Annotated in this window: 21 protein-coding genes and 2 tRNA genes; 2 read left to right on the top strand and 21 right to left on the bottom strand. The window is 55.2% G+C overall.

All coding sequences use genetic code 11. The annotated features are described in order from the left end of the window. Nucleotides 1–174: 174 nt before the first annotated feature. Nucleotides 175–603 (bottom strand): IS200/IS605 family transposase, encoded by a 429-nt coding sequence (tnpA, locus tag OR573_13820; GenBank protein XGA79556.1) that lies wholly within the window; start codon nt 601–603, stop codon nt 175–177. Between the two features lie 55 nt (nt 604–658). Between tnpA and OR573_13825 the strand changes: the two genes are divergently transcribed. Continuing rightward, on the top strand, nt 659–1,828 hold the full coding sequence (locus tag OR573_13825; GenBank protein ID XGA79557.1) for an RNA-guided endonuclease TnpB family protein: 1,170 nt from the start codon (nt 659–661) through the stop codon (nt 1,826–1,828). Nucleotides 1,829–1,864: 36 nt separating this feature from the next. On the opposite strand, the gene OR573_13830 is transcribed toward OR573_13825, so the two are convergent. The 15 genes from OR573_13830 to rlmE all read right to left on the bottom strand — a co-directional run bounded on the left by OR573_13830 (nt 1,865) and on the right by rlmE (nt 16,778). Continuing rightward, nucleotides 1,865–2,083: a DUF2970 domain-containing protein gene (locus OR573_13830; protein XGA79558.1), complete on the bottom strand. Its 219-nt coding sequence runs from the start codon at nt 2,081–2,083 to the stop codon at nt 1,865–1,867. A gap of 155 nt (nt 2,084–2,238) precedes the next feature. Then, a complete protein-coding gene (gene pnp, locus OR573_13835; GenBank protein XGA79559.1) occupies nt 2,239–4,407 on the bottom strand; it encodes a polyribonucleotide nucleotidyltransferase in 2,169 nt (722 codons plus the stop codon). A gap of 184 nt (nt 4,408–4,591) precedes the next feature. Continuing rightward, nucleotides 4,592–4,861 carry a 30S ribosomal protein S15 gene (gene rpsO / locus OR573_13840; GenBank protein ID XGA79560.1) on the bottom strand — a complete coding sequence of 90 codons (270 nt, stop codon included), beginning with the start codon at nt 4,859–4,861 and terminating at the stop codon, nt 4,592–4,594. Between the two features lie 92 nt (nt 4,862–4,953). Further along, the gene (gene truB / locus OR573_13845; GenBank protein XGA79561.1) at nt 4,954–5,871 is read right to left on the bottom strand and encodes a tRNA pseudouridine(55) synthase TruB; all 918 of its coding nucleotides are present in this window, start codon (nt 5,869–5,871) and stop codon (nt 4,954–4,956) included. Next, entirely contained in the window at nt 5,871–6,284 is a 414-nt protein-coding gene (gene rbfA, locus OR573_13850) for a 30S ribosome-binding factor RbfA (protein XGA79562.1), read from the bottom strand. Before rbfA ends, truB begins: the two co-directional genes overlap by 1 nt. 18 nt (nt 6,285–6,302) lie before the next feature. After that, complete coding sequence (infB, locus tag OR573_13855) at nt 6,303–8,870, bottom strand: translation initiation factor IF-2 (GenBank protein ID XGA79563.1); 2,568 nt, start codon at nt 8,868–8,870, stop codon at nt 6,303–6,305. A gap of 27 nt (nt 8,871–8,897) precedes the next feature. Continuing rightward, nucleotides 8,898–10,412: a transcription termination factor NusA gene (nusA, locus tag OR573_13860; protein XGA79564.1), complete on the bottom strand. Its 1,515-nt coding sequence runs from the start codon at nt 10,410–10,412 to the stop codon at nt 8,898–8,900. 69 nt (nt 10,413–10,481) lie between these two features. Continuing rightward, on the bottom strand, nt 10,482–10,943 hold the full coding sequence (gene rimP / locus OR573_13865; protein ID XGA79565.1) for a ribosome maturation factor RimP: 462 nt from the start codon (nt 10,941–10,943) through the stop codon (nt 10,482–10,484). 317 nt (nt 10,944–11,260) lie between these two features. Beyond that, nucleotides 11,261–11,337 (bottom strand) — tRNA-Met (locus OR573_13870). Nucleotides 11,338–11,453: 116 nt separating this feature from the next. Then, a tRNA-Leu gene (locus OR573_13875) sits at nt 11,454–11,540 on the bottom strand. Between the two features lie 30 nt (nt 11,541–11,570). Beyond that, nucleotides 11,571–11,939 (bottom strand): preprotein translocase subunit SecG, encoded by a 369-nt coding sequence (gene secG / locus OR573_13880; protein XGA79566.1) that lies wholly within the window; start codon nt 11,937–11,939, stop codon nt 11,571–11,573. 4 nt (nt 11,940–11,943) lie between these two features. Further along, nucleotides 11,944–12,693 carry a triose-phosphate isomerase gene (gene tpiA, locus OR573_13885; protein XGA79567.1) on the bottom strand — a complete coding sequence of 250 codons (750 nt, stop codon included), beginning with the start codon at nt 12,691–12,693 and terminating at the stop codon, nt 11,944–11,946. Between the two features lie 75 nt (nt 12,694–12,768). After that, nucleotides 12,769–13,569, bottom strand: a complete 801-nt coding sequence (gene folP, locus OR573_13890) for a dihydropteroate synthase (GenBank protein ID XGA81755.1) — start codon at nt 13,567–13,569, stop codon at nt 12,769–12,771. Between the two features lie 273 nt (nt 13,570–13,842). Beyond that, entirely contained in the window at nt 13,843–15,879 is a 2,037-nt protein-coding gene (ftsH, locus tag OR573_13895) for an ATP-dependent zinc metalloprotease FtsH (protein XGA79568.1), read from the bottom strand. A gap of 251 nt (nt 15,880–16,130) precedes the next feature. After that, nucleotides 16,131–16,778 (bottom strand): 23S rRNA (uridine(2552)-2'-O)-methyltransferase RlmE, encoded by a 648-nt coding sequence (gene rlmE / locus OR573_13900; GenBank protein XGA79569.1) that lies wholly within the window; start codon nt 16,776–16,778, stop codon nt 16,131–16,133. A 99-nt stretch (nt 16,779–16,877) separates the two neighbouring features. Here rlmE and yhbY point away from each other — a divergent pair, with 99 nt between their 5' ends. Next, complete coding sequence (gene yhbY / locus OR573_13905) at nt 16,878–17,216, top strand: ribosome assembly RNA-binding protein YhbY (protein ID XGA79570.1); 339 nt, start codon at nt 16,878–16,880, stop codon at nt 17,214–17,216. Nucleotides 17,217–17,314: 98 nt separating this feature from the next. On the opposite strand, the gene greA is transcribed toward yhbY, so the two are convergent. From greA to dnaJ, 5 genes are all read right to left on the bottom strand, one after another. Beyond that, nucleotides 17,315–17,791, bottom strand: a complete 477-nt coding sequence (gene greA / locus OR573_13910; protein ID XGA79571.1) for a transcription elongation factor GreA — start codon at nt 17,789–17,791, stop codon at nt 17,315–17,317. After that, complete coding sequence (gene carB, locus OR573_13915) at nt 17,788–21,018, bottom strand: carbamoyl-phosphate synthase large subunit (GenBank protein ID XGA79572.1); 3,231 nt, start codon at nt 21,016–21,018, stop codon at nt 17,788–17,790. Before carB ends, greA begins: the two co-directional genes overlap by 4 nt. Before the next feature lie 68 nt (nt 21,019–21,086). Next, the gene (gene carA, locus OR573_13920) at nt 21,087–22,232 is read right to left on the bottom strand and encodes a glutamine-hydrolyzing carbamoyl-phosphate synthase small subunit (protein XGA81756.1); all 1,146 of its coding nucleotides are present in this window, start codon (nt 22,230–22,232) and stop codon (nt 21,087–21,089) included. 315 nt (nt 22,233–22,547) lie between these two features. After that, nucleotides 22,548–23,363, bottom strand: a complete 816-nt coding sequence (dapB, locus tag OR573_13925) for a 4-hydroxy-tetrahydrodipicolinate reductase (GenBank protein XGA79573.1) — start codon at nt 23,361–23,363, stop codon at nt 22,548–22,550. A 106-nt stretch (nt 23,364–23,469) separates the two neighbouring features. Then, entirely contained in the window at nt 23,470–24,630 is a 1,161-nt protein-coding gene (dnaJ, locus tag OR573_13930) for a molecular chaperone DnaJ (GenBank protein ID XGA79574.1), read from the bottom strand. Nucleotides 24,631–24,729 lie beyond the last annotated feature (99 nt).

Raw genomic sequence — 24,729 nt, forward strand, 5'->3', positions numbered from 1 at the left:
ACTTTTTCTAGCGTTGTTTTAGACGTTTAAACGCCATGCCCCCGCTGCTACCAGCGGGGGCATTTTATTTGCTGGATAATATCTCCTGACATGCGCAGGCGAAGTCGTTAGCAAAATCCCGCGTAAACCCTCGCCCAATCGGGCGGGGATACAAGCGGGAACCGCGCAGCGGTTCTACTCAGGCGTGGCCTGACTCTGAACGTACTCGCGTAGAGTCTCAATAGTCGCTCCTCCGGCGCTACATGCGAAGTATGAGCGTGACCACACCGCCCCACTTTTACTCTGCCGTGGTATGTGCGTGTTGAGTATTCGTATACGGCGTGACGATACAGATTTCAGGTTGTTCACCAGCACACTAACTGCCAGCTTGAGTGGATAACTTACGAGCAAGTGGACGTGATCACCCTCACCATCCATTTCAACCAGATCACACTCCAGCTTCTCGCAGGCCGACTCAAACGCTTCACGCAGTTGCTCGATCATGTAACCGTCAAACAGCTTACGGCGGTACTTCGTGGTGAAGATCAGATGTACAACTAACTTCGTAACGCTGTGACGTTTTCTCAGGTAGTCGTTCAGTGGCGGATGATCTTGTACCCCCATTTGAAATTGCCTTCTTAGAGCCTATAATAGCTGTATTCTAGCTATGAGCACTGAAATGTTAAAGGCTACGAAAGTACGCATTTACCCGACACCTGAGCAGGCGGAGTTCCTTAACCGTCAGTTCGGCGCTACGCGGTTCGTGTACAACAAGGCACTGCATATCATCAGTTCACAGTATCGGCGGCATGGCTCGAAACTCCGCGCTAAGAAAGACCTCAAGCCACTGTTGGCGGTGGCGAAAAAGTCCCGCAAGTATCACTGGCTCAAGGATTTTGACTCGATTGCTTTGCAGCAAGCCTGTATCAACCTCGATAAAGCCTTTCAGAATTTTTTCGATCCGAAGCTCTCGGCGCGTTACCCGAAGTTCAAGCGCAAGCACGGGAAGCAGTCCAGTTACCACTGCATGAGCGTCAGTGCGGGTGAGAGCTGGATCAAAGTGCCGAAGATGAAGCCGATCAAAGCGCGTATCCATCGCGAGATCACAGGCGCTATTAAAAGCATCACCCTGTCACGCACTGTCACAGGGAAATACTACGCCTCGCTGTTGGTCGAGGACAGCATGGAAGCCCCCGCCCCATTGCACACCGTTGATACCGTGCTGGGCGTCGATATGGGGCTGACCCATCTTGCTATCGACTCGGAGGGGAATAAGACTGATAACCCTCGGTTCCTGAAACGCGCTCAGTCGAACCTGCGACGCAAACAGAAAGCCCTTTCGCGCTGCCAGAAGGGCAGCAAAGGCCGTGCGCAGGCACGGCTGAAATTGGCTAAGGCGCACGAGCGTCTAGCGAATACCCGTGCTAATTTCCAGCACAACCTGTCCCGACAACTTATTGACGAAAACCAAGCGGTGATAGTCGAGACACTAAAAGTAAAAAACCTGCTGAAGAATCGGAAGCTATCTAAGCACATCGCAGACGCAAGCTGGTTCAGCCTGATTCAGAAACTGGAATACAAGGCGAAAGAGCAGGGTAAATATCTGATCAAGATCAACCAGTGGTTCGCCAGCTCCAAAACCTGCTCCTGCTGCGGACACAAGGTAGAGTCCCTGCCGCTGTCGGTGCGCAACTGGAGGTGCCCAGCCTGTCATGCGGAAAGAGACCGCGACATAAACGCCGCAATTAATATCCGCCAGCAGGGTATTATCAAACTACGGGCCGAAGGACTGTCGGTTCCTGCCAATGGAGGCTTGCTTAAATCCGGCCACGCGCCGGTTGCAGCCTAAGAAGTTGGAAGCCTCGCCCGTCAGGGCGGGGAGCAGTCACCGTGAAGCAATATTAGCCACGAATACCAGGATCAGGATGAAAATGACCGCTAGAACCAGAGCGACGATAATATAAGGCGTCGCATTACTCTGGTTATTATCGCGCTCCAGATTACTGCGCTTTTGAACCCCGAACATGGCGGCCAGCACACTACCCACCACCTGGCGGAAACTCGGCTTGGCGGATGGGGTCGTCTTATTATCATTTTTCGACATTTTGAGCTCCTGCTGTTAACGATTGGCTAACGATATTAACGACTGTCTAAAGTCGTCCGCTACTCCAAGCGTTTTTTAAATACCCTTTTCAAAACGCCACCGCCCCCACAACGAGACGCTGCGGGGGCGGTGGTAACCTCTGAACAGCTATTTATTCAATCAGCCTGCTCAGTCGTTTCCGCTTCAGCATTAAAAGCAGCCTTTTCTTCTTCCGTGATTTCCTTGATGGTCAACTTGACGCGATTACGGTTGTCAATATCAAGCACCTTGACGATCACATCATCCCCTTCGTTCAGGAAGTCACGCACATTATTGACGCGTTCCGGCACAATCTGGGAAATATGCACCAGACCATCGGTACCCGGCATGATATTGACGAAGGCGCCAAAGTCAGCGATGCGCACCACTTTGCCCATGTACAGCTTGCCGATTTCCGCTTCAGCGGTAATGGCCAGCACGGTATCGATGGCTTTCTTGGCGGCCGCCTTGTCTTCAGCGTAAATACGCACGGTGCCGTCGTCATCCAGATCCACCGATGCGCCGGTGTCATCACAGATCTTGCGGATGGTCGCGCCACCTTTACCGATCACATCACGGATCTTGTCGGGAGAAATCTTGATAGTCGCCATGGAAGGCGCGTTATCCGACACGTCCGAACGGCTCTGGCCAATAATCGTATTCATCTGACCAAGAATATCCAGACGCGCCTTGTTGGCTTGTTGCAGAGCCACTTCCATGATTTCTTCGTTAATGCCTTCGATCTTGATGTCCATTTGCAGGGCGGTGACACCCTCTTCAGAACCGGCCACTTTGAAGTCCATATCACCCAGGTGATCTTCGTCACCGAGAATATCAGTCAGCACAGCAAAACCGTCATCATCCTTGACCAGACCCATGGCGATACCCGCTACTGGCGCTTTCAGCGGCACACCGGCATCCATCAATGCCAGAGAAGCGCCGCACACTGACGCCATCGAACTTGAGCCGTTGGATTCAGTAATCTCAGATACCACGCGAATGGTATAGGGGAAGGCATCTTCAGCAGGCAGCATGGCTTCCACACCACGCCGTGCCAGACGGCCGTGGCCAATCTCGCGGCGCTTGGGGCCACCCATAAAGCCAGCTTCGCCCACACAATAGGGAGGGAAGTTGTAGTGCAGCATAAAGCGGTCTTTACGCTCGCCTTCCAGCGACTCAATCAGCTGGGAGTCGCGCAAGGTGCCCAGAGTCGCAATCGCAATTGCCTGGGTTTCACCGCGGGTAAACACAGCGGAACCGTGGGTTTTGGGCAACACGCCAACGTCGATATCCAGCGGGCGTACCGTCTGGTTATCACGGCCATCAATGCGCGCTTCGCCCTTGATCACTCGTGAACGCACGATGCGCTTTTCGATACCAGCGAAGGCGCCTTTGACTTCATCCTTGCTGAACTTGCCGTCAGTTTCTTCACCTTCAGCGGCGACCAGCTGTGCAACTGCCTCGTCCTTCAGAGCTGACAAGGCATCCTGACGCTGCATTTTGTCGGTGATCCGGTAGGCGTCGCCAATCTTGGCTTCAAACGCTTCGGCAACTGCGGTTTTCAGCGCGACGTTTTCTTCAACCGGCTGCCATTCCCAGCGCGGCTTACCAGCTTCTGCTACCAGCTCGTTGATCGCCTGGATAGCCACCTGCATTTCCTGATGACCGTAAAGGACGGCACCCAGCATTTCATCTTCAAGCAGTTCCTTGGCTTCGGATTCCACCATCAGCACGGCTTTTTCAGTACCGGCCACTACCATATCCAGCTCTGAGGTAGTCAATTCTTCAACCGTGGGGTTGAGGAAATAACCTTTCTCCTCGTTAAAGCCCACTCGTGCAGCGCCAATCGGGCCATTGAAGGGCACACCAGCAATCGACAGCGCCGCCGAGGTACCGATCAGGGCTGCAATATCCGGGTCGTGGTTGCGATCCGTCGACAAGACAGTACAGATCACCTGCACTTCATTCATGAAGCCTTTGGGAAACAACGGGCGAATGGGGCGATCGATCAGACGGGAGGTCAGGGTTTCCTTCTCTGTTGGGCGCCCTTCACGCTTGAAGAAGCCACCGGGAATCTTGCCTACCGCATAGGTCTTTTCCTGGTAATGAACCGACAGCGGGAAGAAGGGTTGAGCCGGATTGGCTTCTCTCTTGGCGACCACCGTACACAGGACGACAGTATCATCCATGGTGACCATAACAGCGCCAGTAGCCTGGCGGGCAATACGCCCAGTTTCGAGCGTGACGGTGCTACGACCGTATTGAAACGTTTTCTTTACCGGATTCACGGCGACTTCCTTTAACATTAAATATCTACTTGTCTTTTCGCTTGGTCGTTTTGACTCGCCACTATTCTAGGCGCTGGCGCGCTTCAGGGCTACCACAAACAAAAAAACGGGCAGCTCTCAGGGAGAGCTGCCCGTTCCGGTCACGATAGCAAGGCAGGGGTTTGCATAAGGTGCAAACGCTGCTTTCTATCTGACGACCTGATTAGCGACGCAGGCCAAGGCGCTGAATCAGCGACTGGTAACGTTCGAAATCCTTACGCTTGAGGTAGTCCAGCAGCTTACGACGCTGGTTTACCATGCGAATCAGACCACGACGCGAGTGGTGATCCTGCTTATTGGTCTTGAAGTGATCCTGCAGGCCATTGATGTTGGTGCTCAACAGCGCTACCTGGACTTCAGGTGAGCCAGTGTCGTTCTCGCCACGACCATATTCATTAACAATCTGGGCTTTCTGTTCAGCCGTTAGTGCCATGTCTATCTCCAGTAAGCAATATGCCTAATGTGTGAATGGGTGAGACCACGCATATTTGCAGTCTCAGTCGTACTTTTCGTGTAAGCCTGAGCTCACACAGCGACGCTGCTTAACAGCCGCTTGGGCGCCACTTCATCATCGCCCTTCACCACCCCCAAGCCAATAAATACAGATGCATGATAAAGCCGCATCAAGGTATCCGGCGAAAAGGAGGAGGCATCCAACCGTGCAGACTGACCGTGACTTAAACACCAGTAAGCCTGCTCGTCGACAACCTTGGCTGGCAGATGTTCGACCAGAACATCCACCGGCATCAGCTCGCCTTCACGAGCGGCCTGGTCATCCAGTTGTTCGAGCGCGTCCAGCGTCCACATTCTGTCGGCGCCAAACGGACCGGTCTTTAGCCGCCGCAGCGCACTGATATGTGCGCCGCAACCTAACATAAGGCCGATATCTTCAGCCAGTGTGCGTATGTAAGTCCCTTTACTGCAGCTCACTTCCAGCTCAAAAGCATGATCATCTAACGATAGCAGGCGCGCATCATACACGTTTATACGCCTGGCTGCACGTTCCACGTGCTTGCCCTCGCGGGCGAGTTCGTAAAGCTTTTTGCCCTGGTGCTTAAGCGCTGAATACATCGGCGGCACCTGTTCGATCTCACCACGAAAGTGAGAAAGCACATTTTCGACCTGCTCAGCCGTAAAATCAGGCACCTCGCGACGTTCAATCACTGCGCCTTCGGCGTCACCGGTATCCGTAATAACACCCAACTCAACGCGGGTACGGTAAACCTTATCCGCTTCCAGCAGGTGCGCAGAGAACTTGGTGGCTTCACCCAGGCAGATGGGCAAAAGCCCTGTTGCCATGGGGTCCAGTGTGCCCGTATGACCCGCTTTCTGTGCTTCAAGCAACCGGCGTACCCGCTGCAGGGCATGATTGCTGGACATGCCTTTAGGCTTGTCCAGCAAGAGCACACCATTAACCGGCAAACCTCGACGGCGACGCGCCATTAACGCGCCTCCTCGTTATCTGCCTCACCTTCCGGCTGATCATCATCCTGACGGTCACGATCACTGGCCACGGCTTCATCGATCAAGGAGGACAGATGCTGACCACGCACCACGCTTTCATCAAAATGAAAGCGTAACTCAGGTACATGGCGCAGTTTGATCCGCTTGGCGATCTGACTTCTCAGAAAACCACCGGCACGTTTCAGCACCTGAAGGTTTTCCTTGATGCGCTCAGGGCTCTGCTCACCGAGCAAAGTGACATAGATATCAGCGTAGCCAAGATCACGGCTCACGGTCACACCACTGACCGTGACCATCCCCAAACGCGGGTCTTTGACTTCGCGCTGAATAAGTACCGCCAGCTCCTTCTGGAGCTGGTCGGCCACTCGGTCGGTACGCTTGAATTCGCGCATAGTAAACTCCCGGCGAACTTAGAGGCTGCGTTCGACTTTAACCTGGTCGAAGACCTCGATCTTGTCGCCCACTTGAACATCGTTGTAGTTTTTCACCCCGATGCCGCACTCTACGCCACTGCGTACTTCCTGCACGTCATCCTTATAGCGGCGCAGTGATTCAAGCTCACCTTCGTAAATGACGACGTTATCGCGCAATACACGAATACGCTTGTTACGGAATACGCTGCCTTCAACCACCATACAGCCTGCCACCGCACCGATTTTCGGCGCACGGAAGACATCACGAACTTCAGCCACACCGACGATTTCTTCTTTCCATTCGGGGGCCAGCATACCGCTCATCGCCTGCTTCACTTCATCGATCAGCTGGTAGATGACGCTGTAGTAACGCAGATCCAGACCTTCACGCTCGATGATTTCGCGAGCTGCCGCGTCAGCACGGACGTTAAAGCCAACCACGATCGCTTCAGAAGCCAGTGCCAGGTTGGCGTCCGTTCCGGTAATACCGCCAACACCAGAAGACACCACGGCAACCTTGACTTCTTCAGTGGAGAGCTCTTCCAGAGCGCCTTTAATCGCTTCCAGCGAGCCCTGCACATCGGCCTTCAGCACGATATTGACCTTGGCAACTTCGTCCTGGCCCATCTGGCTGAACATGTTCTCAAGTTTGGCTTTCTGCTGACGTGCCAGGCGAACTTCACGGTATTTGCCCTGACGGAAGTTGGCCACTTCACGGGCTTTCTTCTCATCGGCAACCGCCATGAACTCTTCACCGGCTTCCGGCGTGCCATCCAGGCCCTGAATTTCGACCGGCTGGGAGGGACCAGCGCTATCCACCTGCTGGCCCAACTCGTTGGTCAGCGCACGGACGCGGCCATAATGCAGGCCAGCAAGCACGATATCGCCTTTCTTCAGGGTGCCGTTCTGCACCAGTACGGTCGCTACCGGGCCACGACCTTTATCAAGGCGTGACTCAACCACAACCCCTTTACCCGGCGCGGAAGGCACTGCCGTCAGTTCAAGCACTTCAGAGACCAACTGGATTGCTTCCAGTAGTTCTTCGATACCGTCACCGGTCTTGGCAGACACGTGCACAAACTGGGTATCACCGCCCCATTCTTCCGAAATAACGCCATGCTGGGAAAGCTCGTTACGAATACGGTCAAAGTCAGCGCCTTCTTTATCGACCTTGTTGACCGCCACGACCATAGGCACTTCCGCTGCCTTGGAGTGTTCAATGGCCTCGACCGTCTGGGGCATGACACCATCATCAGCCGCTACCACCAGGATAACCACGTCAGTTGCCTTGGCACCGCGGGCACGCATGGCAGTAAATGCCGCGTGGCCCGGCGTATCCAGGAAGGTCACCCCACCGTGGTCATCTTCCACGTGATAGGCGCCGATATGCTGGGTGATACCGCCCGCTTCGCCCGTCGCCACCTTGGCGCGCCGGATATAGTCCAACAGCGATGTCTTACCATGGTCGACGTGACCCATGACGGTAACCACCGGTGAACGTGTGATTTCCTCACCTTCGTAGGAAATGCTATCCAGCACTTCCGTCTCAAGTGCGTCATCCTTGACCAGACGCGCCTTATGGCCCATTTCTTCCACTACGATCGCCGCTGTATCCTGATCAATCGTTTGGTTGATCGTTACGGCGGCACCCATGTTGAACATCGCCTTGATGACTTCATTGGCCTTGATCGACATCTTGTCGGCCAGTTCCGCCACACTGATAGACTCAGGGATGGACACTTCACGAACTATCGGCTGCGTCGGCTTCTGGAAAGCATGCTTACCATTACCGCTTTGGCCACCAGTGCTGCGGCGACCACCGCGACGCTCGGCACGCTTGGCTTTCTTGGCACCACCGCCGCGTTTGCGTTCTTCACGATCAGTACGATCATCTTCCTGGTCATGACGGCCTTTTTTCTTGGCCGCGGCTTTCTTGGGCGGTGCGGTACGGCGATCAGAGCGGCCTTCCTTGGGCGGTGCCGGCGGCATTTCTTCTGCGGCTGGCTCGCTGCTTTCCAGTTCAGGCACCGGAATTTCAAGATTGGTCGGCACGTCTGCCTGCTTGGCTTTTGCTGCTGCGGCCTGGGCTTCCTGCTCCTGACGCTTTTTACGTTCAGCTTCATCGGCCTGGCGCTTGGCTTCAGCGGCCTTGCGCTCTTCGGCATCACGCGCATCGCGTACCTTACGTTCTGCTTCCGCCTCAGCCATATCACCCACCAGCTGACGAGGGCCGCTGTGCTTGGGCTCCTGTGCTTTAGGCTTATCGTCTTCGGCACGCTTCACATAGGTTTTCTTCTTGCGAACCTGGACTTCAATGGTCTTGCCGCGATCACCTGTCTTGATCTTGCTACGCGTTTTACGCGTCAGGGTAATGCGGTTTTTGCTGGCATCATTGTCACCGCCATGGCTCTTTTTCAGGTGGCGCAACAGGGTCTGCTTGTCTTCTTCAGACACTGCATCACTTTCCGAGCTATGGGGCAGTCCGGCTTCTTTCATCTGTTCCAACAAACGAGGCGCTTCACGCCCCACTTTTACTGCAAAATCTTTTACTGTCATATCTGACATATTGACCCTCCTCAGCCCGTGTCCTGTTTACTGTGTGTTCGATTCGGATGCGGCATCGTCTTCGAACCAGGGCGCACGGGCAGTCATGATCAGTGCCGCTGCGCGCGCTTCGTCCAATTCCTCGATATCGACCAGATCATCGACAGACTGCTCTGCAAGGTCTTCCATGGTCACAATGCCACGGCTGGCCAGGATGAAGGCCAGGTGGCGTTCCATACCGTCCATTTCAAGCAGGTCATCTGCCGGTTGAGCGCCGTCAAGTGCTTCTTCCGAGGCAATCGCCATCGTCAGCAGCTCGTCTTTTGCCCTCGCGCGTAACGCTTCAACCAAGTCTTCATCGAATTCTTCGATTTCAAGCATTTCGTCAAGCGGCACGTAAGCAATTTCTTCCAGGGTGGTAAACCCCTCTTCTACCAGCAAGCGGGCGACATCTTCATCCACTTCCAGATGCTGGATAAAGGTATCTACCAGGCTGTCAATTTCCTGTTCGCGCTTTTCGTCGGCTTCGGCTTCGGTCATGACGTTGATTCGCCAGCCGGTCAGCTCAGATGCCAAACGCACGTTCTGGCCACTGCGACCAATCGCCTGGGCGAGATTGTCCGCCGCAACGGCAACATCCATGGCGTGGGCGTCTTCATCGACCAGAATGGAAGCGACATCCGCCGGCGCCATGGCGTTAATCACCAACTGGGCAGGATTGTCGTCCCACAGCACGATATCGACCCGCTCGTTCTGAAGCTCGGACGACACTGCCTGAACGCGCGAACCACGCATGCCCACACAGGCGCCTACCGGGTCTATACGGCGATCATTGGTTTTCACCGCAATCTTGGCACGTGAACCAGGATCACGAGCAGCACCCTTGATTTCAATCAGCTGCTCAGCAATTTCCGGCACTTCAATTTTGAATAGCTCAATGATCAGTTCAGGGCAAGTACGTGACAACAGGAGTTGCGCACCACGCGCTTCCGGATCAACCTGCACCAGCAGCGCCCTGACCCGCTCATTCATGCGGTAACGCTCACCGTGAATCATTTCATTGCGCGGCAAAAAGGCTTCAGCGTTATCACCCAGGTCGATAATCAGACCATCACGGGTAGTTTTCTTGACAATACCCGCCACCAGTTCGCCTTCGCGATCAGCGTATTGGCGCACGACTTCAGCCCGCTCGGCCTCGCGTACCTTCTGTACGATCACCTGCTTGGCCGTTTGCGCAGCAATGCGGCCAAATTCGGCGTTTTCGATCTGCTGCTCAACCACATCGCCAAGCTTCAGCGGCGGATCACGTTGCTCTGCAATGCTTTCCTTGATCTCGTAGTCCGGCGTTTCGAACTCGTCATCTTCAACGACTGTCCAGTAGCGGAACGTCAGGTAATCACCCGTGCGACGATCAATGTGAACACGAACGTTTGCTTCTTCCTTATCAAAACGCTTGCGTGACGCGCTAGCCAATGCGGCTTCAACCGCCTCAAAGATGACATCGCGGGGAACGCCCTTTTCATTGGAGATCGCGTCCACGACCATTAAAATTTCTTTACTCATGCGCTTGCCTCGCCAGAAAACCTATCCTTATATGCAAAAGTCCGGCACTCCGCCGGTCGCGTCACCCGATCAATCATCGAACTGAGGAACAATGGTCGCCTGATCAATACTTTCGATCGGAAAGCAGAATTCTTCTCCGTCCATATGCAACAGCACCTCATCCTCTTCTACACCGGCAATCAAGCCACTGAATTTGCGCCGACCATCAAAGGGTATACGCAGCTTGAGTGCCGCTTGATGGCCGATACAACGGGCAAAGTGGTCAAGGGTATAAAGAGGGCGCGCCATTCCCGGGGAGGAAACTTCCAGCCGGTATTCACCGGGGATAGGGTCTTCCACATCCAGCACAGCACTGACCTGGCGGCTGATATCGGCACAGTCGTCAACGCTGACGCCACTTTCGCGCTCAATGTAAATGACCAACCGCGAGTGCTTTCCCTGGGACAGGTGATCGACACCCCACAGTTCAAAACCCATCGCAGTAACAACAGGCTCGATTAGCGCATGAAGCGCAGCATGTTTTGTGGCCACAGACAAAGCTCCTATAGCCGTTGCATCAGGCACCTGGCCAGGAGTCGAAAGGAAAGCTAGGTGGCTGATTGGCGTTACCCGAAAACGTGCCTGGCGTGTAAACGCAGGGCATCCGTTAGTGAGATACTGATTCTTCGTGAACGTCGTATGATCAAACGCTCTGCTGATGATTCTACTACCAGCACGCCCGTTACCGACCATGCTGCTAACAAAAAGCCCCTTCACAGGAAGGGGCTTTTTTAAAGAAACCTGTAGTACCATCAAGTTATTTGCAACTGATAAGGTTATTTCTAAAACCATTGTCAGCACACTTGAAATGGTAGCGGGGACCGGATTTGAACCGATGACCTTCGGGTTATGAGCCCGACGAGCTACCAGACTGCTCCACCCCGCATCAATCTAGGTGAACGATAATAGACCTTTGAATCAGTTTCGTCAAGGCTTATTTCGTCTTGGTTGCTAATCCCGACCTGGAAAACTGACATCTTGAATAACTGTCAGTGAATCAGTTGGTGCCGAAGGCGGGACTTGAACCCGCACGACCATACGGTCACTACCCCCTCAAGATAGCGTGTCTACCAATTCCACCACTTCGGCAACAGGGGAGGCTTTTGAAGAAACGCCATTTTATTGGTCGTCGCTCTCCTCTAGCACTGGCGCAGTATTATCCACACTTCCCGAGGACTCGTCAAGCATCGGAGCCTCATTACGTTGCTGAATCAGTTGCGCATCAGGAATGCCCACTTCCGGCGCCTGACCGGCCTGAGTGGCAAAGTAAGCCAAGGTCAGCGAGGTCACAAAAAATCCTGCCGCCAGAATACCGGTAAACCGAGCCAGAAAATTGCCGCTACCGCGCGATCCGAAGACCGTCTGGGAGGCGCCACCGCCAAAGGAAGCGCCCGCCTCTGCCCCTTTACCTTGCTGCAGTAGAATGAGCACCACCAGGGCGATCGCAATCACCACATGAACCATCAAAATTATTACTTGAACTTGCATGAGTTTATCCTGCTGACTGACAAATAGCGTAGAAGTCGTCGACCTTGAGCGAAGCACCGCCCACCAGGCCGCCGTCGATGTCTGGCTGGGCCAATAACTCAGCCGCGTTGCCTGCGTTCATGCTGCCACCGTAAAGCAGACGCAGTTGCGCTGCCAGTTGCGTATCAAAGCCTGCCTGATACTCACGAATACCGGCCATCACCTCCTGAGCCTGCTCAGGAGAGGCGGTACGTCCTGTACCAATAGCCCAGACCGGCTCGTAGGCAATAACCATCTGCTGCCGCTGAGCAGGATCCAGGCGCGCCATAACATAGCCAACTTGGCGTAGCACAACCTGCATGGTATCACCGGCATCGCGCTCTTCGAGTGTTTCACCCACACATAGAACAGGTGTTAACCCCACACTGAGCGCTGCTTGGGTACGATCATAAACATGATCGTCAGTTTCCCGGTAAAGCTGGCGACGCTCAGAGTGCCCAATCAACACATAGCAAACGCCAAACTCCTTGAGCATCTGGCCGCTCACTTCCCCTGTATGGGCTCCGGAGTGAACGGGATTGAGCGTTTGTGCGCCCAACGCAAGCCGGGTACCCTCAAAGGCATGCCGGGCTGCATCCAGATAGGGAAAGGGCGGAATAATGGTAATATCCAGCGCTTCCGGTAAATCTGCCTGAGCAAAGCGCTCACCAAACTGGCGAATGAGCTCGGCAGAACCGTTCATTTTCCAGTTACCGGCAATTAAAGGCGTTCGCATGGGAAATCCTCACTGAAAGTGGTGCAAAATGGTATAGGAGCTACGCCAGCAAGACAACCGCTATTGCTGTCTCTGCTAATCCTGCTGGCGGCCGCAACCCTCCTGCATAACCGCCCAGGTCATGTTGACTGCATCTACATTGGGGGCCACATCATGTACGCGCAGGATTTTCGCACCGCGCTCAACGGCTAAAGCCGTCAGCGCCAGCCCCCCTGTCAGGCGCTCCTCGACCGGGCGCTCCAGTACCTTGCCAATCATGCTTTTACGTGACGTACCCACCAGCAGCGGGCGACCCAAAGCGCACAAACGCTCCATATGCTTAAGCAGGCGCAGATTATGCTCCACGGTCTTGCCAAAACCGAACCCCGGATCCAACAGCAATCTGTTTTTGCGCAAGCCTGCCGCTTCGCATATTTCCATGCGCTGCATAAGGTAATCCGCGACCTCATCTTCAATGGCACGCTCATAGCGGGGTGCTTGCTGCATGGTCTGGGGCTCTCCCTGGCGGTGCATCAAGCACACCGGCAAGGCACTGGCGGCAGCGGCAGACAAGGTACCCTCCAGCTCCAGAGCACGCACATCGTTAAGCATGCCCGCCCCCAGCGCGGTTACTTCACGCATAACGCTGGCACGGCTGGTATCCACCGACACCAGCGCATCCAGTTCGCGCACCAAGGCTTCTACCACAGGGGCAACACGGTCAAGCTCCTGTTGCTCTGCCACCGGCGAGGCGCCAGGGCGCGTTGACTCACCGCCAACATCAATAATCGCCGCACCTTCAGCCAGCATGCGTTCAGCGTGGCGCAAAGCCTCATCCAGTGAGGCATGCTGCCCACCATCCGAGAAAGAATCAGGAGTGACATTCAGGATCCCCATGACTCGTGGAAAGGAGAGATCCAGCAAATGACGACCACAACGCAACTGCTCACCGTCTGTGGGCACATTGATATCCACTGGAGAAAGGTTTGGAGTTGAAGTAGGCGCTGAAATTGATGAAGTATTTGAGTTCATGCAACCGCCTGGTCAAGTAAAAAAGTGGACAGGAACCATCTTGAAAGTATGAAAAGCCAAGAAGCATCGGCCGATACCTTTTCAAGACGAACAAAAAGGCGCCCCTGTTATGGGGCGCCTTTTTGTCTGGCGAGGAGATCAGGGCCCTGCAGAACCGCCTAGCGGGTCAGAAGGACGACGACGTGGTCCGTCTTCGTCTTCACTTTCATCCCCAATATCGTTGCCCTTGTCGTCTGCACCTCCATCGGTGCCATTGCCACTGCTACCGGATACCTCTTCCTTAGGCTTGTCAGAAGACTGCTTGTCGGTTACCGGCGAACCGCCACCGGATGAATCTCCTTCGTTCCAGTCTTCCGGAGGACGCGGCGTACGACCCTCCATAATATCCTTCAGCTGGGTGGCATCGATGGTCTCGTATTTCATCAAGGCATCTGCCATTGCATCAAGCTTATCGCGGTTGTCTTCAAGAATCTTTTGCGCTTGCTCGTAGCAACCATCAATAATCTTGCGGACTTCCTTATCCAGACGCGTCGTGGTTTCACCCGATTTCATCTTGGCGCCGCCCTGGCTTGAACCGAGGAACTGATGCGATTCATCTTCGTCGTAAAGAATCGGCCCCATTTCATCCGAAAGCCCCCACTTGGCCACCATGTTGTGGGCAAGCTCGGTTGCACGCTTGATATCGTTGGATGCCCCTGTGGTGACACCATTTGGCCCAAGCGTCATTTCTTCGGCAATGCGCCCCCCGAACAGCGAGCAAATCTGGCTGATGATCTGCTGGCGTGACAGGCTGTAGCGGTCTTCCTCCGGCAGGAACATGGTGACACCCAGCGCACGACCACGAGGAATGATGGTGACCTTGTAAACCGGATCATGCTCAGGCATCACCAGACCGATAATCGCATGACCTGATTCGTGATAAGCCGTATTCAGCTTCTCTTTACTGGTCATGACCATGGATTTGCGCTCTGCGCCCATCATGATCTTGTCTTTGGCCTGTTCAAGCTCATCCATACCGACCAGACGCTTGTTGCCACGTGCGGCAAACAAGGCTGCCTCGTTGACCAGGTTGGCCAGATCAGCGCCGGAAAAGCCAGGCGTACCACGGGCAATCAGCTGCGGTTTGACATCTTCTGCCAGCGGCACCTTACGCAGGTGAACGCCCAGGATGTGCTCGCGGCCACGGATATCCGGCAGGCCTACCGTGACCTGGCGGTCAAAGCGGCCCGGACGCATCAGCGCCGGGTCAAGCACGTCAGGGCGGTTAGTGGCGGCAATAACGATGATACCTTCGTTAGCCTCAAAACCATCCATTTCAACCAGCAACTGGTTGAGCGTCTGCTCGCGCTCGTCGTTACCGCCGCCCATGCCAGCACCACGCGAACGGCCTACCGCATCAATCTCGTCAATAAAGATAATACAGGGTGCCTGTTTCTTGGCCTGTTCGAACATGTCACGTACACGTGAGGCACCGACACCCACAAACATTTCAACGAAATCCGAACCAGAGATCGAGAAGAACGGCACCTTAGCTTCACCGGCAATCGACTTGGCCAACAGCGTTTTACCCGTACCTGGAGGCCCGACCATCAAGACACCGCGCGGGATGGTGCCACCCAGACGCTGGAACTTGGTCGGGTCGCGTAGGAAGTCGACCAGCTCTTCCACTTCTTCCTTGGCTTCATCACAGCCTGCCACATCAGCAAAAGTCGTCTTGATCTGATCTTGAGAGAGCAGCTTGGCCTTGGATTTACCAAAACTCATCGGCCCGCCTTTACCGCCACCGGCACCGCCCTGCATCTGGCGCATGAAGAACATGAAAATAGCCAGTATCAGCAGAATCGGGAAGCTGGCAATCAGTAGACGCGTCCAGATGCTTTGTTGGTCAGGCTCCTGGCCCACAACGGTTACGTCGTTGGCCAGGAGATCATCCATCAGTTTGGGGTCTTCCGCTGCCGGACGAATCGTCTGGAAGCTTGAACCGTCGCTACGCTCACCGTTGATGGTATAACCATCAATGGTGACGCTGCGCACCTGCTGATTTTGCACCTGCTGCACGAACTGTGAGTAGTTCATGGTCTGCGTCGTCGTTTCGGTGCTGAAGTTATTGAACACCGTCAGCAGTACTGCCGCGATGACCAACCAGAGAATCAGGTTCTTTGCCATATCGTTCAAGGGGCTACCCTCATTACAAGAATCTTTCGGTTAACACTCGTTACTGAGACAATACACCAGCAGCAAGCGTTCAACCATTGCCAAAGCAGATGTCGCTTTGGGCCATATGCATCAAACTTGATCAAAACCCGTCATTATGCAAGACATACTTTGACACAACTTAGACACGGAGTGCGACAAGGTTTCTATCAATCAAGCTGATAGCCTGCCGCTATCAATCATTACTCTCTTTTTACCCATCATGCAGAGTATTACTTTTTGAAACCTTCAGCCAGCAGATAAACTTCCCGGGAGCGCGCCCGAGAGGCGTCTGGCTTACGGGTGACCACGCGCTGAAAATCATTACGTAGTGCCTTAAGGTAGTCATCAAAACCTTCTCCCTGGAACACCTTGGCCAGAAAGCGCCCACCTGGGGACAGGGTATCACGCGCCAACTCCAGTGCCAGTTCGACAAGATACATTGCCTGAGGCTGATCAATCGCCGCCATACCACTCATATTGGGGGCCATATCCGACATCACAAGGTCAACAGGGCGATTCTGCAGGCGATCAAGAATCGCGTTAAGCACCTGCTCTTCGGTAAAGTCGCCCTGAATGAAGTCAACGCCTGCCAGCGCATCCATTTCCAGAATATCCGAGGCAATCACGACACCCTTGTCGCCAACGCGCTCAGCCGCTACCTGGCTCCAGCCACCGGGAGCCGCGCCCAGGTCAATTATCGTCATCCCCGGGCGGAACAGCTTGTCCTTGTCATCCATTGCCAACAGTTTATAGCTGGCACGGGAGCGGTATCCATCCTGCCAGCTCTGCTTGACGTAAGGGTCGTCAAAATGCTCTTTCATCCAGCTTGCGCTGGTCTTGCTTGACTGCTGTTTACGGTCTTTAGGCTTTTGCTGCATAGGAAATCTGATGGTGGAAGTCAGGATAGGTGCTTTCACCTTGCGGCATTTCACCGTAAGATGGAACGTTAAGCGCAAACTGGGATACCACACGATACCATGAGCTTGTCACAGGCACAAAAGAAAGCATTCCGCAGCATTGGCCATCACCTCAACCCGGTGGTGACCGTTTCTGAAAACGGCGTTTCAGAGAATTTGCTGGCGGAACTCGACCGCGCATTGCGCGACCATGAACTGATCAAGGTAAAGCTGGCCATTCCTGAACGTGAGGATCGCGCCGCCATACTTGAAAGTCTGCTGGCGGAACTACCCGGCAATGCCAAGGCTGAGCTGGTTCAGACCATAGGCAAGATGGCCCTGCTCTATCGCCGCAATCCGCAGGCCAACCCCAAGCTTTCCAATATCAGCCGTTTCGAAAATCACCACGGACGTTTTTAGGCACTTGACGGCAACAGCTAAATCTTGCCGCTAATAAGCCATCTATAAAAACATGCCCCACTGCCTGAATTGGCAGCGGGGCATTTTTCATGGCTCAATCAAAGGTACTCAACGCCTTCAATTTCATATTCAACGTCGCCGCCGGGCGTCTTGACCACGACAACATCACCCTCTTCCTTACCAATCAGGGCACGGGCGATGGGTGAGGTCACCGAAATTCGCCCGGATTTAATATCCGCTTCATCTTCACCCACGATGCGGTAGGTCACCTGCTCGTCAGTATCCAGGTTGAGTAACTCAACCGTGACGCCAAAAATCACCTTGCCGGTTTGCGGCAACTTGGTCACATCAATGACCTGAGCGCTGGAGAGCTTGCTCTCGATTTCCTGGATACGCCCTTCGATAAATCCCTGCTGCTCACGTGCCGCATGATATTCGGCGTTTTCCTTAAGGTCGCCGTGCTCACGCGCTTCCGCGATAGCGGCAATCACTTTAGGACGAGCTTCGCCCTTCAGGTGATTGAGTTCTTCACGAAGGCTTTGTTCTCCCGCAACCGTCATCGGGACCTTATTCATTGACTTGCTCCTGCGTGCAATTCCTGAAGGCGCCGCACCGTAATCTCCCGACCGTATTCAAGCGCCATACACACAGCATTAGCGCCCGCCAAGGTGGTGGCATAGGGCACCTTGCGTGATAGCGCAGTACGGCGAATGACCGAAGAGTCGTTAATCGCTTGGCGACCTTCGGTAGTATTAACGATGTAGGCGATTTCGTCGTTCTTGAGCAGATCGACGATATGCGGCCGGCCTTCATAGACCTTGTTGACATGCGTAACGGAAAGTCCGACGGCCTCTAGGGCGGCTGCCGTTCCCCGCGTTGCACATAATGTGAAACCTAATGTTAGCAGAGAACGAGCCACTTCGATAATCCCCTCCTTGTCCGGTTCGCGCACGGAAAGGAACGCCTTACGCTCGCCCTCAAGAGCAGGAATGGCTTCACCGGCGCCCAGTTGCGCCTTGAAAAAGGCTTCGGCAAAGGTATCGCCAGAGCCCATCACCTCACCGGTTGACTTCATTTCGGGGGATAGAATCGGGTCAACGCCCTGGAACTTGTTGAACGGGAAGACCGCTTCCTTGACGCTATAGAAGTGCGGAATGATTTCTTTCTCAAAACCCTGTTCTGCCAGGGTTGTACCGGCCATGCAGCGGGCGGCAATCTGCGCCAGCGAGGTGCCGATGCATTTGGAAACAAAGGGCACGGTACGCGAGGCACGGGGGTTGACCTCAATGACATAGATCTCGCCATCCTGCCAGGCCAGCTGGACATTCATCAGCCCCTTGACGCCCAGCTCCACGGCCATGCGCTTGACCTGATCACGCATTTCATCCTGCACATCAGCAGGCAGCGAGTAAGGCGGCAGCGAACAGGCGGAATCACCGGAGTGTACACCCGCCTGCTCAACGTGCTGCATGATACCGCCGATGACGACCTGCTTGCCGTCAGACACCGCATCAATATCCACCTCGACGGCAGCACTCAGGAAATGGTCGAGCAGGACAGGCGAGTCGTTGGATACCTTGACCGCATTGGTCATGTAATTCTCAAGCTCGGAGGCGTCATAGACGATCTCCATAGCGCGGCCGCCCAGCACATAGCTGGGGCGCACTACCAGCGGGTAGCCGATTTTCTCGGCCTTGGCAAAGGCATCTTCAAAGCTGCGCGCTGTAGCGTTGGGTGGCTGCTTGAGGCCGAGCTTGTCGATCATCACCTGGAAGCGCTCACGGTCTTCGGCGCGGTCGATGGCATCCGGTGTTGTGCCAATAATCGGCACACCTGCCGCCTCCAGCTCACGAGCCAGCTTCAGCGGCGTCTGGCCGCCAAACTGAACAATCACGCCGACCGGCTTTTCTTTATCGGCAATTTCCAGCACGTCTTCCAGAGTGACCGGCTCGAAGTAGAGACGATCAGAGGTGTCATAGTCGGTCGACACGGTTTCCGGGTTGCAGTTGACCATGATGGTTTCATAGCCGTCATCGCGCATGGCAAAGGCAGCATGCACACAGCAGTAGTCAAACTCGATACCCTGGCCGATACGGTTGGGGCCACCGCCCAGCACCATGATCTTCTGACGGTCTGACACTTCCGCTTCGCACTCCTCTTCATAGGTGGAGTACATATAGGCCGTATCCGAGGCAAACTCAGCCGCACAGGTGTCAACACGCTTGTAAACCGGACGAATGCCCGCCGCCTGGCGGTTTTTACGGAACTCTTTTTCCGACACCCCAAGCAACCTGGCCAGCCGCGCATCGCCAAAGCCCTTGCGCTTGAGCTGATACAGCTCACGGGCGGAAAAATCGGACAGGGAGCGTTTGGCAACAGCACTTTCCGTCAGCACCAGATCTTCCATCTGCACCAGGAACCAGGGGTCGATATTGGTCAGTGCAAACACCTCATCGACACTCATACCTGCGCGCATGGCGTCAGCGATGTAGAAAATACGCTCAGCACCGGCGGCCTGTAGCTCGCCCTGAATGATCGCCATGTTATCCGGCGTAAAATCGGTAATGATCGGATCCAGGCCATCGTTACCGGTTTCCAGGCCGCGCAGGGCTTTCTGGAGCGATTCCTGGAAGGTGCGGCCGATAGCCATCACCTCACCCACTGACTTCATCTGGGTCGTCAGGCGGTCATTGGCCTGGGGGAATTTTTCGAAGGTAAAGCGCGGAATCTTGGTGACGACGTAATCAATCGACGGCTCAAACGATGCCGGCGTGCGGCCACCGGTAATATCGTTCTGCAACTCATCCAGGGTGTAGCCGACCGCCAGCTTGGCGGCGATCTTGGCAATCGGGAAGCCGGTGGCCTTGGAAGCCAGTGCCGATGAACGCGAGACACGCGGGTTCATCTCGATCACCACCAGACGGCCGGTTTTCGGGTCCATACCGAACTGGACGTTGGAACCGCCGGTTTCTACTCCAATCTCACGCAACACCGCCAGGCTGGCGTCACGCATGATCTGGTATTCTTTATCGGTCAGCGTCTGCGCGGGAGCAACGGTAATCGAGTCACCGGTGTGGACACCCATGGGGTCAAAGTTTTCAATCGCACAGACGATGATGCAGTTATCGTTCCTGTCCCGCACCACTTCCATTTCGTACTCTTTCCACCCCAACAGCGATTCATCAATCAACAGCTCGTGGTTGTTGGAAAGTTCGAAACCGCGGGTACAGATTTCCTCGAATTCTTCTTTGTTGTACGCCACACCACCGCCGGAGCCGCCCATGGTGTAGGAAGGACGAATAATAGTCGGAAAGCCCAGCTCCGCCTGAATTTCCCAGGCCTCACTCATGGTATGCGCGACTTTTGCCTTCGGGCATTCCAGGCCGATACGCTTCATCGCCTGATCAAACAGATCGCGGTCTTCTGCCATGTTGATGGCATCAGCGTTGGCGCCAATCATCTCAACGCCATATTTTTCCAGCACGCCGTGTTTTTCCAGGTCAAGCGCGCAGTTCAACGCCGTCTGCCCGCCCATGGTCGGCAGGATAGCGTCCGGCTTTTCGGCTTCGATAATCTTCTCGACCGCCTGCCAGGTAATCGGCTCAATGTAGGTTGCATCGGCCATGGCCGGGTCGGTCATGATTGTCGCCGGGTTGGAGTTCACCAGCACGACGCGGTAGCCCTCTTCGCGCAGCGCTTTACACGCCTGGGCGCCGGAGTAGTCAAATTCACAGGCCTGGCCGATGACAATCGGGCCAGCGCCAATAATCAAGATGGTGTTAATGTCGGTACGCTTAGGCATATCGGTTCCCGCAAAAATGATGACGATGAATCAGATGCTTCCTGACCCTGAATAAGTGTGCTGGCCGGTTAGCGACGCGCCTGCATCATGGCAACAAAGCGGTCAAACAGCGGCGCCACATCGCGCGGGCCGGGGCTGGCTTCAGGGTGACCCTGGAAGCTGAAAGCTGGCCGGTCGGTACGCTCAATGCCCTGCAGAGTGCCATCAAACAGTGAACGATGGGTGGCGCGCAGGTTGGCAGGCAGGCTGGCTTCATCGGCGGCAAACCCATGATTCTGGCTGGTAATCATCACTTTTCCACTATCCAGATCCTGAACCGGGTGGTTGGCACCATGATGGCCGTGGCTCATCTTGATAGTTTTGGCGTCAGACGCCAATGCCAGCAGCTGGTGGCCCAGACAAATTCCAAAGACCGGTATCTCGGTTTCCAGCACCTCTTGAATGGCCTTGATGGCGTAATCACAGGGCTCGGGGTCACCCGGGCCATTGGCCAGGAAGATACCGTCCGGCTGCATGGCCAGTACCTCAGCAGCCGGCGTCTGCGCGGGCACTATGGTCAAGCGGCAGCCACGGGAAGCCAGCATGCGCAGGATGTTGCGCTTAACGCCGTAGTCGTAGGCGACCACATGGAAGGGGCGTTCGCTTTGCGTGGTGTCGGCGTAACCCTCACCCAGGGTCCACTCACCTTCGCTCCATTCATAGGGCGACTGGCAGGACACCACCTTGGCCAGATCCATCCCCTTTAGCCCAGGAAACGCCTTGGCAGCGGCTAGCGCCCGTTCTACCGCATCGTCACCCTCTGCGTCTGCGCCTGCCAGAATCGCGCCGTTCTGAGCGCCTTTATCGCGCAGGATGCGGGTTAATCGGCGAGTATCAATATCGGCAATGCCCAATACGTTCTGGCTGACCAGATAATCAGACAGGGTCTGCTCGGAGCGGAAGCTGCTGGCCAACAGCGGCAAATCACGAATCACCAGCCCCGCCGCCGCAATGGCGCCAGACTCAACGTCTTCGGCGTTAATGCCGGTGTTGCCGATATGGGGGTAGGTCAGGGTAACGATCTGGCGGGTATAGGAGGGGTCGGTAAGGATTTCCTGGTAGCCGGTCATGGCCGTATTGAACACCACCTCACCGCTGGTTTGTCCTTCGGCTCCGATCGCCGTTCCGTGGAATATGCTTCCATCTTCCAGGGCCAATATTGCGGGTTTGCTCAATGCGGGGTTATTCAAGACAAGTCCTCCCATGCTGGTAGGCGCCGCAAGGCGCAGGCTCGGCAATCTGATAATAATGGTGGCTGGGCAACCATCGGGTCGTAAAAAAGCGGGACGAAGCCGATTAAAAAACCGGTCTCATCCCGCTTGTTGTTCTTCGCTATGGTGCTGCATGCTGCTGGCATCGCTAAATGTGGCCAGCGCAACAAGCGCTGTATTCTAGGGTACTTGGGTAGCCACCCGGGCAAAATTTTGTGAATACTACAGGATTTATCGACCTTCGACTAGCCCTTATCACCGCAGAAACTTTAAAGGCGCTCAAGCATCAACAGCCAGCCCTAACACATCCTGCATATCATAGCGGCCGTTAGGCTGGGCAGCGACCCAGCGGGCAGCGCGCACGGCACCTTTGGCAAAGGTCATCCGGCTAGAGGCTTTGTGGGTAATTTCAATCCGCTCGCCTTCAGTGGCAAACATCACGGTGTGCTCACCGACGATATCGCCCGCGCGAATGGTTGCAAAACCAATCTCCTTATCGCTACGCGGCCCGCACTGCCCGACCCGTTCAAACACACCGTCCTCGTTCAGAGTTCGACCAAGGCTGGCTGCCACTACTTCTCCCATCTTTAGCGCCGTGCCAGAAGGGGCATCCACCTTATGGCGGTGGTGGGCCTCAATGACTTCAATATCATAGCCCTCATCGCCCAGCGCCTTGGCGGCGGTTTCCAGAAGCTTCAGCGTCAGGTTGACCCCCACGCTCATATTAGGCGCAAACACCATTGGCACACGCTCACGGTAGCTATCCAGCTCGGCAATCTGCTCATCACTCATGCCGGTGGTACCAATCACCATCCGCTTACCGTGCTCGGCACAGTACGCCAGGTTTGCCAGGGTGACCTCAGGTGCGGTGAAGTCGATCAGCACCTCGACGTCATCCGCCAATGCCGCCAGAGAATCCACGGCAGCAACCCCTTTCTTACCCACGCCAGCCAACTCACCGATATCAGCCCCGGCCAGCGAGCTTCCCGGCTCCACCACGCCGCCTGCCAAGGTCGCCTCTGGGTCCAGCTCCACGGCATTTACGAGTGTGCGGCCCATACGGCCAGCCACGCCAACAATGGCAATTCGGGTCATGGAAACTCCTGTTGTGTCCTTAAGGATGAAATAGAAAACAGTATACCAGAAAGCAAAACCCCCGATGACGCGAGTCACCGGGGGTTTATAACATCCGCCTGAAACCTTACGGCTTCATATCTTCAAAGAACTTCTTGACGCTGTCGAAGAAGCCGGTTTTCTTGGGCGAGTGGCTGTGGCTGTTGCTGCCATCAAAGCTTTCCTGCAACTGGCGTAGCAAGTCTTTCTGCTCGTCGTTGAGGTTGACCGGGGTTTCCAGTACCACCTTGCACAGCAGGTCACCGGGGGCACCACCGCGGACTGGCTTGACGCCTTTGCCACGCAGGCGGAAGAGTTTGCCGGTCTGGGTTTCCGGTGGAATCTTCAGCTTGACGCGGCCATCCAGAGTCGGCACTTCCAGCTCGCCACCCAGTGCTGCATCCACAAAGTTGATGGGTACATCACATTGCAGGTGTTTGCCATCACGCTGGAAAATGTGGTGCGGTTTGATCGATGCCTGGACATACAGATCACCCGGCGGGCCGCCGTTAATACCGGCTTCGCCTTCACCGTTCAGACGTATGCGGTCACCAGTATCCACACCTGCCGGAATCTTCACTGACAGAGTACGGGTCTCGCGCACACGGCCTTCACCGTTACATTTGTGGCAAGGCACTTTAATGTGCTGGCCACTGCCGTGACAGGTCGGGCATGTCTGCTGAACCGCGAAAAAGCCCTGCTGCATACGCACCTGGCCATGGCCATGGCAGGTAGGGCAGGTTTCCTTGCTAGAGCCGGGCTCGGCACCGCCACCGTCGCAGCGGTCGCAGTTGATATGCCGTGGCACCCGGATATCGACTGTAGTACCGGCTACAGCGCTTTCCAGGTCAAGCTCCAGATTGTAGCGCAAATCGGAGCCGCGCGCTGGAGCATTGGGGCCGCGCCGACGGCCACCGCCACCTCCGCCGAAAATATCGCCAAACACATCGCCGAAGATGTCGCTGAAATCACCAGCACCACCGCCGCCAAAGCCACCGCCGCCGCCAAAGCCGCCACCTTGGCCATCCACGCCGGCGTGGCCAAACTGGTCATAGGCCGCGCGCTTCTCGCTATCGGTAAGCACTTCGTAGGCTTCTGAGACTTCACGGAATTTCTCAGCCGACGTGTTATCGTCAGGGTTTCGATCGGGGTGATATTTCTGGGCCAGGCGGCGGTAGGCCTTTTTGATCTCTTTCTGATCGGCCCCTTTATCGACCCCCAGGACTTCGTAATAATCGCGCTTGGACATGGGTCCTACGCCTCCTGGTTAGCTATACATTCTGATTAGCTACGCATTCATTCAAACGTCATGACCGGAAACAGCAACGCGGGAGTTGCCTCCCGCGTC

This window comes from Halomonas sp. CH40 (assembly GCA_041875495.1).
Classification (GTDB): domain Bacteria; phylum Pseudomonadota; class Gammaproteobacteria; order Pseudomonadales; family Halomonadaceae; genus Vreelandella.

Excerpts from the sequence above, each read along its gene's own strand:
- tnpA (XGA79556.1), bottom strand. The coding sequence starts at position 603 with ATGGGGGTACAAGATCATCCGCCACTGAACGACTACCTGAGAAAACGT.
- OR573_13825 (XGA79557.1), top strand. The coding sequence starts at position 659 with ATGTTAAAGGCTACGAAAGTACGCATTTACCCGACACCTGAGCAGGCG.
- OR573_13830 (XGA79558.1), bottom strand. The coding sequence starts at position 2,083 with ATGTCGAAAAATGATAATAAGACGACCCCATCCGCCAAGCCGAGTTTC.
- pnp (XGA79559.1), bottom strand. The coding sequence starts at position 4,407 with ATGTTAAAGGAAGTCGCCGTGAATCCGGTAAAGAAAACGTTTCAATAC.
- rpsO (XGA79560.1), bottom strand. The coding sequence starts at position 4,861 with ATGGCACTAACGGCTGAACAGAAAGCCCAGATTGTTAATGAATATGGT.
- truB (XGA79561.1), bottom strand. The coding sequence starts at position 5,871 with ATGGCGCGTCGCCGTCGAGGTTTGCCGGTTAATGGTGTGCTCTTGCTG.
- rbfA (XGA79562.1), bottom strand. The coding sequence starts at position 6,284 with ATGCGCGAATTCAAGCGTACCGACCGAGTGGCCGACCAGCTCCAGAAG.
- infB (XGA79563.1), bottom strand. The coding sequence starts at position 8,870 with ATGTCAGATATGACAGTAAAAGATTTTGCAGTAAAAGTGGGGCGTGAA.
- nusA (XGA79564.1), bottom strand. The coding sequence starts at position 10,412 with ATGAGTAAAGAAATTTTAATGGTCGTGGACGCGATCTCCAATGAAAAG.
- secG (XGA79566.1), bottom strand. The coding sequence starts at position 11,939 with ATGCAAGTTCAAGTAATAATTTTGATGGTTCATGTGGTGATTGCGATC.
- tpiA (XGA79567.1), bottom strand. The coding sequence starts at position 12,693 with ATGCGAACGCCTTTAATTGCCGGTAACTGGAAAATGAACGGTTCTGCC.
- folP (XGA81755.1), bottom strand. The coding sequence starts at position 13,569 with ATGGGGATCCTGAATGTCACTCCTGATTCTTTCTCGGATGGTGGGCAG.
- rlmE (XGA79569.1), bottom strand. The coding sequence starts at position 16,778 with ATGCAGCAAAAGCCTAAAGACCGTAAACAGCAGTCAAGCAAGACCAGC.
- yhbY (XGA79570.1), top strand. The coding sequence starts at position 16,878 with ATGAGCTTGTCACAGGCACAAAAGAAAGCATTCCGCAGCATTGGCCAT.
- greA (XGA79571.1), bottom strand. The coding sequence starts at position 17,791 with ATGAATAAGGTCCCGATGACGGTTGCGGGAGAACAAAGCCTTCGTGAA.
- carB (XGA79572.1), bottom strand. The coding sequence starts at position 21,018 with ATGCCTAAGCGTACCGACATTAACACCATCTTGATTATTGGCGCTGGC.
- dapB (XGA79573.1), bottom strand. The coding sequence starts at position 23,363 with ATGACCCGAATTGCCATTGTTGGCGTGGCTGGCCGTATGGGCCGCACA.
- dnaJ (XGA79574.1), bottom strand. The coding sequence starts at position 24,630 with ATGTCCAAGCGCGATTATTACGAAGTCCTGGGGGTCGATAAAGGGGCC.